Here is a 12,537-nt window from a genome sequence, read left to right as displayed (position 1 = left end):
AGGTCTTGATAGATTTTTTAAAGAAAGTAGCATGACTTAAAAAAGTAGTCTGAGAAATAAGGAACAAAGTGATCACATTTAATCGAAGAACCAAAGTATTTGTTTGTAGAGAGCCCACGGATATGAGCTTACTATTACACACAAATAGTTCGCTACACACTCATTCATTCATTCAAATTGACTTCGTATTCTCTTTCTATACAATTTAGGCATTTCATATATAGTTAGGTTTTCAGTGTTTCTCAGCCGGAGGGAAATATGCAGTGGTTTGTTTTTGCATTTTTATTTTTATTAGAATTTGGATTGGCTCAAAGCAGTACCTCTGTCAAAGTGACTCGGGTGATTCCGGAAGGCATCGATGTTTATTCCACTCGGCAAATCACTTTAACCTTCAATCAAAAAATGGTTCCGCTGGGACGTATGGAACGAACCTCGAAGGAACTTGGTATTCAAATCACTCCTGAAATTGAATGTCAGTGGCGTTGGCTGGACCCGCAAGTACTTGCGTGCGAGTTAAATGCGGACAAAGAATTAACCAAAGCGCAGAAGTACACGATTCAATTGGCTGCTGGCCTTAAAAGTATTTCTGGATCGAAGCTAGAAACACCTTTTACCCATTCTTTTTCGACTCCGATTCCAAAGCTAACATCTATGGACCTAAATAAATGGAAGGGGCCGGGCTGGCCCAGTTTTATTGCCAGCTTTGATCAACCCGTCACAGAGGCTTCCGTTGCTAAAATAATAACTTTGAAAAATGCGAATAAATCTATCCCGGTAACTATACAAAAAGTTAACGAAGATAACTCATATGATTCTTACTGGGCACGTGCCAAGGGGGAAAAGCAGTACGTTGCGCTCTACGACGGGGATCCCGTCAAATTGAAGTCCTACGAGTCAATTGCTCGGCAATCGTGGCGTATCGAAATGAATAGCGCTCAGCCTTTAAGTCAAACTCTCACTTTGGGCGTGCACGGCGAACTTCAATCGATCTACGGTCCACTCCCAGGTCGTGCGGATAGAGATCTTACTTTAAACACATTTGATAAAGACTTTAAGTTTTTAAAAGCTACATGCACAAGCGAAGGACCGAAACCTGCCGAAATTGAAATTATAGGCCCGCAAAAAACAAAGTGTGCATCTCAATCCAGCATCATGTTACATTTTACTTCGCCGCCAAAAACCGATTCTTTTATTAAACAACTTCTAGCAACCCCGGGTGTTAAGAAAATAGTTTCCATGTACAGCGAAGAGGGAAGCGAAGGCGGGTCGGAAGAAAATTACTACCCTTCGCAAACAAATGTACATTACGGCGTTCACCGAACAGGGCAAGTTTATGAAGTAGAGGCTCCTGTCCAATTCATGCCGGGCAAATTCATTCAGCTTAATATAGTTGAAGCAAAAGATGTATTTGATCGTTCCCTTGCTAATCCAGTGAAATTGGAATTCGAGATGGGATCATTAAAACCGCGCTTGAACTTGCCGTATCGAGTTGCCGTTTTGGAAAAAAATGAAAAAACGGATGTGCCACTTTTTATTACAAATTTAGATAGCGCGTCTTTTGAATATAAAGTTCTAACAATTAAAGGCTGGTCTGAAAAAACTCAGAAAACAGTGTCTTATCCAGACGGACCAAAAAATATCGCCTACAAAATGCCAATGAATTTAAGGTCGTTTTCAACTTCGGAGTCATTTTTAGCAGTCGGAAAAATTACACATGGAGTTATTCATCAAGAGTTTCATATTTTAGTTACGCCATTTCATGTGCATGTGAAAAAAGGATTTTTTAATTCTTTAGTTTGGGTCACCGATATGAAGACCGGAGCCGCTGTCTCCGGAGCCAAGGTTGAAGTCTATAAGCAGATTCAAGCTAACTACATGCTGCCAGGAGATAAAACCTTAGAAACCGCAACGACGGATACTAATGGAGTCGCCTATCTATCATCTATTAAAAATATCTCGGATCAAGAGACATATTATTATGGCGTTCGGGTTAGTAAAGAATCAGATTTTGCAATATTGCCTTTAGACTATAACTTCAATAGTCAATACGCCCGTACAGATGATGGTCATTATTATTGGTACGACCAATCCATTCGTGACTATATTCGCACTTGGGGCACCACGGCCCAGGGAATCTATCGTGCCGGCGAAACGGTACAATTTAAATTATACATTCGTGAAGAAAATAATCGAAAGCTGGTCGCAGCACCTAAGAAAGATTTCTCGTTAGTGGTTAAAGATCCCACCGGCAAAGAAATTTATACAGTTAAAAAAATGAATCTCGATAACTTCGGCTCGTTTGCTGGTGAATTTAAAACTCCGAAAAATGCGACAGTGGGATGGTACACATTTGAAATTAATAAAAAAATGCAACCTCTGCGAGTTTTGATTTCTGATTTCACTCCCTTGTCCTTCAAAGTGGAAACGGAACTTAATAGAAAAATTCTATATCCAAACGAGGATCTAACAATTTCTACGTTGGCGACAATGCATGCGGGCGGTCCTTACACGGATGCAAGAGTGCGAGTCGTTGGGCTTTTTAAATATGATGAATTTACTTCCTCCCACGGCGAGGCGGTCGGATTCAATTTTCAATTTAATGAAGATCGTTACTACGAAAGTTCGCCTGTTGTAACAAAAGAAGGCCAACTCGATTCCAAAGGACAATTCTCGGTTCAATATAAGGCTAAAGATATTAAGCATAACTACGGAAAAATTATTGTTGAATCGGCCGTGGCTGATGATCGAGGTAAAAATATCGCCGCTATAGCTAGTCTTATATACTCTGGAACTGACTTACGAGTTGGACTACGCTCGCCAGGCTGGGCCGTTCCCAAAGGAAAACCGAGTAAAGTTCCAACCATCGTAGTAGACGAATCAGGCACGCCGGTCTCTGGTAAATCATTGGATGTGGTTGTTCAAAGGCAAGTGGTCAAATCTGCGCGAGTTAAAGGCGCTGGTAACGCCTACATTAGTCAGTATGAAACTAATTGGGATGAAATAAAAAAATGTCAGTTAAAAAGTTCATCTTCAAGCGTGGACTGCACATTTACTCCAAGCAAGAGTGGCTATTATAATGTTATCGCCTCAGTTAAAGATTCAAAAGGACGTCTCCATCAATCCAATATTAACTTTTATGTTTACGGATCTGATCCTGTCGTTTGGGATGAAACTCCAGATATGGCACTTAAAATTATTCCTGAAAAAAAGGACTATAAAATTGGAGATAAAGCTCGATTCTTAGTTAAAAACCCACTACCTGGCGCAAATGCCCTAGTCACGATCGAACGTTATGGAATATTGAAATCCTGGAATTTGAAAATGAACGACAGTATCGGGATTATCGAGTTTGATCTTGAAGATGATTACGTACCTGGCTTTTACTTATCTGTCATATTAACGGCGCCTCGTGTTCCCGAATCTGGAAAAAAAGAAATAGCTGCCGGCGATGTTGATCTTGGTAAGCCGACCGTAAGAATGGGCGTCTCGAAAGTTGATGTTAAGGATCCTTACAAAGAAATCATTGTGAACGTAAAAACCAATGGTGACTTGTTTAGACCCCGCGAAAAAGTTCAACTTTCGATGAATGCAAAAATACGTAATGAAAGCAAAGCGAAAGAGCCCATTCAATTAGCTGTGGCCGTCGTAGACGAATCTGTTTTGGCGTTAGTTGCTGGAGGTGCTGACAACTATAACCCCTATAAAGGCTTTTATAAGTTAAACGCGCTGAACGTAGAAAATTTTAATCTGCTTATGCGATTGATCGGAAGACAAAAATTTGAAAAGAAAGGCGCTAACCAAGGTGGCGATGGTGGTGCGGCCGGAGACGTCCTCATGCGAAATATTTTTAAGTTCGTCAGTTACTGGAATCCCAACATCGCAGTTGATAAAGATGGAAATGCAAAAGTCGACTTCCAACTTCCCGACAATTTAACCGGGTGGCGAGTTCTTGTGATGGCCGTTACGCCTACTGATCGCATGGGATTAGGGCACGTGAATTTTAAGGTGAACAAACCCACTGAAATTCGTCCTGTGATGCCAAATCAAGTCCGTGAAGGTGATTTATTCACTAGCGGATTTTCTGTCATGAACCGTACAGAGAAACCAAGAAAATTAAACGTTAATGTTAAAGTCACCGGCGACATCAAAGACGCGAGTGCTGTAAATTCGCAATCCATGGATTTAAAACCCTTCGAGAGAAAGACGGTTTGGTTACCGTTGCAAACCACTTCTGTTAAGCAAGATCGAAATGTAATCAACGGCATTTTAAAATTTTCGGTAACGGCGAAAGACAACGTGGATTCCGATGGGCTAGAGCACGAGCTGCCGGTACTAAAGCGCCGATCACTAGACACTGCGGCCTCTTATGGTAGCACTACCGAGAATAAAACGTCGGAAAATATAGAGTTTCCAAAAGAAATTTACACTGACATTGGATCGGTCAGTGTCACGGCTTCACCAAGCGTCATCGGGAATTTGGATGGGTCGTTTTTGTTTGCACGTAATTATCCATATTCATGCTGGGAACAAAAGCTAACAAAAGGAACATTGGCATCGCATTTTAATCTTCTCAAAGACTACTCACCGGGAGTACAATGGTCAGAAGCTAAAAAATTGCCTCAAGAGACATTGGATTTAGCAAGTAATTATCAAGCCCCAAATGGTGGAATGGCCTATTACTCGGCGACTACGGAATTTGCTAGCCCTTATCTTTCCGCGTACACGGCTTTGGCTTTTCAATGGCTAAAACAGGCGGGCCATAAAGTTCCCGAGCAAACGGAAGATCATCTTCATAAATATTTACTATCTGAATTGCGCCAGCAAGTTCGTGCAGGTTTAGATGAGTCCACCCGCGCTGCAATTCTGTATTCACTGGCTAAGGCTAAAAAAATAAATAGTGATGAAGTAAAAAGATTTTTTCCGAATGCCTTGAACTTAGGTTTATTTGGAAAAGGCTTCCTATTGCTGGCGGCGATGGAAACCGGAGGAACGGACCAAGATCAATCAGAGCTGGTTAAAAAAATACTAAGCCAAGGCAATCAGAAGTCAGGAAAATTTCTTTTTAACGATAATAATGGACCAATAGGTTACTACAATCTTTCGTCACCTGTTCGCGACCATTGTATTTTGCTTACAGCATTGTCTAGATACGCACATTCTGAAGAAGGTAAAAAATTAGTGAGTGATGTTCCCCTCCGTTTAGCGCGTTCAATTTTGCAAATGCGTAAGGGACTGCACTACGCAACTACTCAAGAAAATATTTATTGTTTGCAAGCCTTTGTGGACTATGCCAAAGAGTTTGAAAAAGACATTCCAAAAATGAAAGTTACGGCTTCATTGAATAACAAGAAATTCGGCACTGGCGAATTCAAAAAATTTGTGGATCCCCTGCAAACTTATGAACGCTCAATTACCGCTTCGGATGCCGGCACCAAAGCGACGGCACAAATTGAACGTTCGGGCACTGGTCGCCTGTATTATTCAACTCGAGTCTCCTTTGCATTAAAAGAAGAAGTCTCACAAGATAAAAATGCTGGTATCGAGCTTCATCGAGAGTATTTTCTGGTTAATAAAGGCGTAGCGACCCCTGTGCAACATCTAGTTGAAGTCAAACGTGGGGATCTTATTAAAGTGCAACTTACCGTCGCTGCAGCGGCACCGCGATTCTATGTCGTAGTAAGTGATCCAATTCCTGGAGGATTTGAGCCCGTTCAAAAACAACTGGCTACGACATCCCAGGTAGACGCCGAAGGCGATACAGCCACTAGCGAATATGGTTATGGCGCGTTTTATTTCCAAGAGATCAAGCACGACTTTGCCCGCTTTTATTCAGAGTATTTTGGCGGTGAAAAAACGACGCTTGTATACACTATGCAAGCCATCGCGCCTGGAACGTTCTCGGCCGAACCAACACATGCAGAAGAAATGTACGAACCAGATGTGTATGGGAAAGCGAAACCTGTAAAATTTAGTGTTAAAGAATAAATTTCTATTTTTAATTTTAATTAGCACCACTGTTATCGCGCTCACAACGGCGATCGCAGTGAAGCGTCCACCCTATTTGGACACCTTGGCCAGAAGTACGACAGGGCAGCGGGCTGCAATATTAGATCGTTGGAAACAACCGCTGCGAGTGTCTTATGCACACGATTGGAATATCCACGAACAAGTACGACTATCCGAAGTGCCTCAAGTTTTACGTGATGCGATTGTTACGCAGGAAGATCAGCGTTTTTTTCAGCATCATGGTATCGACTGGCTAGCCCGCGCGAAAGCCATAGTGTCCAACCTGCTGGCCGGCAAAAATGTTCGTGGAGCGAGTACCATCACCGAACAAGTCGTTCGAATCATTCATCCTCGCCCACGTACACTGGTCTCAAAATGGTTAGAGGGATGGGAAGCATTGTGGTTAGAAGCTCGTCATAGCAAAGACGAAATTTTTGAATTTTATTTGAATCAAGTTCCGTATAGTCAGCAACGTCGTGGGATTCTGCAGGCGGCCCGCCTTTATTTTAACCGGTCGCTGTCAACACTGAACGAAAAAGAAATTCTATCTCTAGCTGTGCTGATTAAAAGTCCCGTTCGATTGGATTTAAGGAATTCAGAGAAACGCATAAATCCCATGATCGAGGCATTGGCTGTACGGATGAATGTTAATAAAGCGATAAGTGAATCGCAGTTGCAGCGTTGTCGCGAACTTCCATGGTCCTTGCAGCATACCGACGCACCGGTTTCGGCCGCACATTTTATTCATTTTGTGGAAAGTCGTTATGCCCATCAACCTCAGTCTATTTACGAAACAACGTTAGATCCCGAGCTGCAAAATTTTACCCAGAAGTTATTAACTCAATCACTTATTATGGCTCGAAAAAAATACGAGGTAGAAAATGCCGCCGTAATTGTGGCAGATCATATCACCGGCGATGTCTTAGCGTGGGTTGTCGCAGAAAACGAGTCAAATAGTGCTGTGGCATATGATGCCGTGACCGTCGCGCGACAACCAGGTTCTGCATTGAAACCGTTTCTGTATGGGCTAGCATTCGAGCGTGGCCATAGTGCCACTTCGTTAATTGAAGACGCACCCTCAGACACACCAATTGGACAGGGCTTACATTCCTTTAAAAACTATTCACGAACTTATTACGGCTGGATTAGTCTTCGTGAAGCCTTGGCCAATTCGCTTAATGTTCCAGCGGTAAAGTTGGTCCGCGAAGTGGGACTAGAAAATTTTCGGAATCTTTTAACTTCGATGAAGTTTGAAAGTCTATCGCGCCCCACAAGTGAGTATGGAGACGGTCTTGTGCTTGGAAATGGTGAAGTGAGTTTATGGGAAATGATTAATGCCTATTCGATGTTAGCCAGGATGGGTGTATGGCAACCGTTACGTGTGACGTTCAATGAAAAACCTGAACATCGCCGTCTATTAAGTCCCGAATCTTCCTCATTAGTTGGAAATATACTTTCTGATACGCACGCGCGACGCTTGGAATTTGGCGATAGTTCCATCATGCGTTTTCCTGTTCAGACGGCGCTAAAATCTGGGACATCGACAGATTATAGAGACGCCTGGGCATTTGCCTACAACTACCGATATGTTCTTGGGATTTGGATGGGCAATTTATCTAATAAAACTACGGAAGGCATGACTGGCAGTACTGTGCCCATGCTGCTTGCTCGCGGAATTATGGCTAAGCTAAATGAAAATCAAGAAACTCGTCCTTTGTATCTGTCTCCGCAATTGCAATTACGAGACATTGCCGGCCGCAGCGGTGACCAAAATACGGACTACTTTACAGGAAGTTCCCTTGAAAAAAGTCCAATACGCATCGAGCACGACAAATCAGAATTCAAGCTAGTGCGGCCAACGTCAGGATTACATATGGCCATAGATCCCCGAATTCCTTCCGATTCACAAGTATTTGAATTTGAGTTGGAAGGCGCGCAACCCGGATTACCTATTCAATGGAATCTAAATGGAAAACTGATTTCACAAACGCTAGTTCCTAATTACACGTGGACTCTTGAAAAAGGAAATCATAGACTTCTTGCAAAACAGGGCAACAAGGAAAGTGTTTGCGATTTTATCGTAAAGTAAACGAAAGTGAGAGATCATGGTTACGCTTGCGATTGATCAATATTCTTCCATTGCAAGATGATATTACATCGACTGACTGACGGATCTTTATCTGGGCTTGGATACTTTTGTCAGATATTAGGTCTCTGAACCCATTATCAACAACTTGATTAACGGGTAAGATCTGGTTCCAAACAGAAGAGAGTTTCAGCAACTGTGGGATTTAATTAGATTAGGTTTTAAGACTATGTTTTCCATGAGCACCTCCTTATAGTAATATGATTGGCGACAATCAAAGAATTGACTTAACGACTTTTTCTGCGGCCAAATGCTTTCCGCTCAATTCGTTCCATTTCCTTTTATTCGGGATAAGCCTTTATCCACACGCTTAAAAAATCCACGCCAACAATGAGAATAAAGGCTCCGCACATTTCTAAAAATTGTTTCCCTGTCAATGTTCGGCCCCAAAGCTCGGCAACGGGATAAGAAAAAATCACGGACAAAAACAAAAGCCACGACCGCACGTTAAAGGCCAATTTTGAATTTACATTGGTAAACAAAAAGCGTCTTTTTTGCTTTCTGTTTTAAATTAATCAAGGCGAATAAAAAGTAATCGTTTTCAGCTGATCGCAATATGTTTGACCTGAGGATTTTGAAGCGCCTTCTCAAATTTTTTGAAGGTAGCGTTCCCTGACAAAAAGGTCCATGTTCCCGTGCGCGCTCGACAAAGTGTGCCTTTATAGGGTTATCAACTTTGGGCGACGAAAACAAAAAATCCACTGACCAGAAAGGTTAAGTGGATTTAAATTTCATCTCATTAAAAATGAAGGGGTTTTAAGCAGCGCTACTTCTCACATTCAACATTCAAAATAAGGAGTTCGTTTCTAACGTCCAATGGAAGAAGTTCTAAAATTCTTTCCGTTGATATTGCAACACTGGGCTGTTGTTTTTCCTTATTATAAAAGACTGTGTGAAACACACCACCTGATTTAATATTAAGGCTTTTGCGAAAACAACTTTTGAAAATAGTTAATAAGAATGCAAATCATAAGGGCAATATAGGCAAAATTTGAATTCCTATGGAAAACCGGTGCCGACATAAATAAAATGGTTAGCTCTTCAAAAGCAGTTGAAAAATAAACCGCTCTCATGACGATCATTGGCAGTGAAAAAGCCCCTAAGAAAATCAATGCGGCCACTAGGCTCAACGACCTAGCCCAGCGCGGTCGCTCCCAAAAATATTCACCAATAATAATTAATAAACTGCAGCTAATAAATACGCCACCAGCAAAAAGGGCTGCCACATTTTTTGGCTGGATATTTTTAAAAATTAAAATAACACTCGGAAAAATAAGAATGCAATAAATGAAGTAGAATAAATAACGATTGAAAATCTTTTTTAGCATTAACTGAATGCTAAATCCAATTTGTTAGTCTGTCATGGCCAAAATAAGAGTAAACTTCAATAGTATGGTCCAGTATTTATTCATCGAAATAATAATGAATGTCTTACCTGATTTTAGATTTCAATGCAGATTCAAAAAATGCGAAGACTTTTTTTATTGCATTTTTCTTTATCAAATTGAAGACAAAATAATTTCTGTATTGATTTTAGGAAAATAAAAAAGCTCAGTAGGAATAACTGTTAAGTGCTTAATAAGCAGTGGTTTGGTCAGATATTGTTGTCATGAGCTTGGAAGCTAAACTGACCAGGCAAGCTTCCGAATTTGTCAGTTCGATGCGCTTATCTCTTTTAGGGTTGTTGGATTTTGTTCATTCATTTCATACACAATAGCATCAACTGAAATATTTGAAGGCACCTTGAACTTCTTTAGCTTACTCGGTGTATAGCGAAATCGGTTCTTAAACTGTGACAAATATCTGATTTTACCACGTTCAATTTCAATGGTATCTGTCAGTTCAGACCATGCTGAATCAGATACTGTTTAGGGATTTCAAAACTAACAATACGCTGAGAACTACTGTTTGTAGCGGAAGGCATTGGGACTGATTGTTCATCAGCCCAGCTATTTAATGTCATTAATAGGACAGTTACACAAAAAAGAATCGATTTCATAATGTTCTCCGTTTAATAATTACTTATAATTTTCTGGGAGCCGGGTATCTTACATTTCCTCCAAGCGACTCAATATACCGTCTAAACTCTTCAAGATTGAATTCAAAATACTTATCTTCGCTTTCTGAGTAATTCCAACATTCAACAGCGTCAATTACATTCCAAATTCCCAGCGCTGCGCCATTTAGTACAGAATCCGAAATGCCGGTGATATAGCCCCCCACAAGGTAATCAGGACTGTTGACAGACTTTAAGCTTAGTAACCCGTCAACCCCTTAATTGTGGACACCTAGACGGCGACGACTCTAGGTGTAAATTCTCCATTATTTAAATTTTCTATAAACATCTTTGGACTTAAATTTCCAATTGAGCCATGCAATGAAGGGTTTTTAAGCTGATTTTGAACACTCATTTTAACACAGCAAGCTCAGTTGCCATCTTGGTATCACTTTGTCGCATTAAAAAAAAAGATAGTGTCATTAAATCGTTTAATTTAACTTATGGAGCCTCGAAGGATAGTACTCACTTCAACAAACGAAGGAGATTCTCTATGAAGTTTTTAATTATATTGCTCAGCTTAGTAGCGACTACGATTCCAGCCTCGGCAGGGGGTGGCGGGTGCGGAGATGTGTGCGATAAATACCAAGTTCTTATGGTCTGTAAAGCGACAAGCGTTACATTTCAAAATCCAAAAGTATTAACGCTCGACATGGACAAGCGAAACGTCGATGCGATGACTCGCTCATTTGTTCCCGGATTTGAAGCCACCTTTCGGGGGATTTCCTGGAGCGTAAGACATATATTTGATCCGGCCGTGATATTCAGCGCATGGGTTCCTGGTTCAGAGATCTTCAGTGATCAATTGAAATACCCCGACTACGACTACACGAAGGGTTATAAAATAAATCCTACTACTGGCAGTTTTCAATTTGCGGGTGGAATTAGTCCCGGCTGGGAGTACGCTAAAGCCCAATTCTATCGAAGCGCCAAAAATCAAAGAACGCGTTTTACCATCACATCTATCCAATCTGGAAAAGTTTTAATGGGTGCTACGATGATGTGTAATAAGTAGAAAACAAGAACATTCATTACAAGCTTCAACTTTTCGGTCTACAAACAAATTTTGGGATCTTTTCCCGGTATGCTTGCTATTGGGCAGTTTTCTTTTTGCAATCCACTTTGCGAGGTCAATTCGATTGCTTTTTTTAAGACCTCCATGGGAATCTGGTGTTTTAGATCATTCTAAAGGTTGGGATCAAACTCAGTACTTGGAATACTGTCCTGTAAAATAATATCTATGACAGTATTTTTTTTCATAATTTCTATTTTTTTATAATAATTTTCTAGAGTCTGAGGGTCCTGAATACTTAGACTTCCGCAGCTATTGCCTTTAATGCTTGAAGCAATGCGGGCATTAAATTTTTTCAAAAAATCATTTGCATCTTTAATTTTTGTTTTCAATTTAAAGCAAAAATAAACACTAGTTCGAATTATTCTTGATCCGCTATTAGGATCTTGAATTATTTCTTTTTCAGGAACTAGATCGTCTTCACTGTGATCAGGTATAACTTCTTCAACCATTTTACTATCTTCACCACTCAGAAGAAATCCAACTGGAGCTGGTTGGGTTCTAATTTTTATAGTTTTCTCCCTGTAAGCACACTGGTTATTTTTGCAAAAAATATATTCTGAACTATCAAAAATCGGAGGCGGGGGAGGAAGATCATAACGAGGTTTAATTTTTATTTTCGATTTATTAGAAGACAGTTCTTGTTGAAAAGCTTTGTTAAACACTATTTGGTTGTTTTTTAGAAAATGTATTTCGTCACTGCAATCAGATTGTTTAACGCAGAATCTATTTTTTCTATTCTGGGAAGACTTTAATAAATATTTGTCATCATTTACGAGAACTAAAGATTTTTCATCATTGTTTTCTAAATAAGTGCAATTCGGATTCAATTTCTTAAGATTTAATACTTCTTTATCAAGATTTCTTATTTCCAGCGCTAAATAAAAATCCCCATTGTCACGCCAAAGAAGAGAAGTGAGTGTGTCTTCGATAGCTTTAGGCAAAGGATTTATTTTAAAAAATCTTTGAATAAGGATGGGGCCATTTGAATAATCTTTTTTTAGTTTCTTGATAAAATTAACACATAGATTTAACTTTTCTTGATTTAATTTACTTATTTTATGCGCTTCAGATACTGATATGATTGGCTTATCGATCCCATAGGCGATTGAAGCTGGAAATATAAACCCAATTAATAGTATTAAACACAGTCTCATTTTAACCTTTTTGCTCATCTTATCGATTAATCTGAATACTTTTAATACAAAATTTAGAGACTAAAACTGAACTGGCACTTCATCTAGAAATGAACTCCAG

At 40.1% G+C, this 12,537-nt stretch carries 6 protein-coding genes; 3 read left to right on the top strand and 3 right to left on the bottom strand.

What is annotated here, in order from left to right:
• Positions 1-258: 258 nt before the first annotated feature.
• Positions 259-5,985 (top strand): large extracellular alpha-helical protein, encoded by a 5,727-nt coding sequence (locus tag J0M15_13030; GenBank protein MBN8537972.1) that lies wholly within the window; start codon positions 259-261, stop codon positions 5,983-5,985.
• Positions 5,972-8,095: a transglycosylase domain-containing protein gene (locus tag J0M15_13025; GenBank protein ID MBN8537971.1), complete on the top strand. Its 2,124-nt coding sequence runs from the start codon at positions 5,972-5,974 to the stop codon at positions 8,093-8,095. The genes J0M15_13030 and J0M15_13025 overlap by 14 nt, the downstream gene beginning before the upstream one ends.
• Before the next feature lie 338 nt (positions 8,096-8,433).
• Here the strand turns inward: J0M15_13025 and J0M15_13020 are convergent, their stop codons facing one another.
• Entirely contained in the window at positions 8,434-8,634 is a 201-nt protein-coding gene (locus tag J0M15_13020; GenBank protein ID MBN8537970.1) for a hypothetical protein, read from the bottom strand.
• A 435-nt stretch (positions 8,635-9,069) separates the two neighbouring features.
• Positions 9,070-9,480, bottom strand: a complete 411-nt coding sequence (locus J0M15_13015; protein ID MBN8537969.1) for a hypothetical protein — start codon at positions 9,478-9,480, stop codon at positions 9,070-9,072.
• Positions 9,481-10,551: 1,071 nt separating this feature from the next.
• Between J0M15_13015 and J0M15_13010 the strand changes: the two genes are divergently transcribed.
• Entirely contained in the window at positions 10,552-11,223 is a 672-nt protein-coding gene (locus J0M15_13010; GenBank protein ID MBN8537968.1) for a hypothetical protein, read from the top strand.
• A 170-nt stretch (positions 11,224-11,393) separates the two neighbouring features.
• Here J0M15_13010 and J0M15_13005 read toward each other — a convergent pair whose 3' ends face one another.
• Entirely contained in the window at positions 11,394-12,437 is a 1,044-nt protein-coding gene (locus J0M15_13005; protein ID MBN8537967.1) for a hypothetical protein, read from the bottom strand.
• Between the last annotated feature and the right edge of the window lie 100 nt (positions 12,438-12,537).

It is taken from the genome of Deltaproteobacteria bacterium (assembly GCA_017302835.1).
Classification (GTDB): Bacteria; Bdellovibrionota; Bdellovibrionia; order Bdellovibrionales; family Bdellovibrionaceae; genus UBA2316.
Note: the sequence above shows the minus strand (reverse complement) of the source record. Positions and strands in the feature narration are given on the sequence as shown.

What these genes read in the sequence shown, in the direction of transcription:
- J0M15_13030 (MBN8537972.1), top strand. Translation starts at nt 259, where the DNA reads ATGCAGTGGTTTGTTTTTGCATTTTTATTTTTATTAGAATTTGGATTG.
- J0M15_13015 (MBN8537969.1), bottom strand. Translation starts at nt 9,480, where the DNA reads ATGCTAAAAAAGATTTTCAATCGTTATTTATTCTACTTCATTTATTGC.
- J0M15_13005 (MBN8537967.1), bottom strand. Translation starts at nt 12,437, where the DNA reads ATGAGACTGTGTTTAATACTATTAATTGGGTTTATATTTCCAGCTTCA.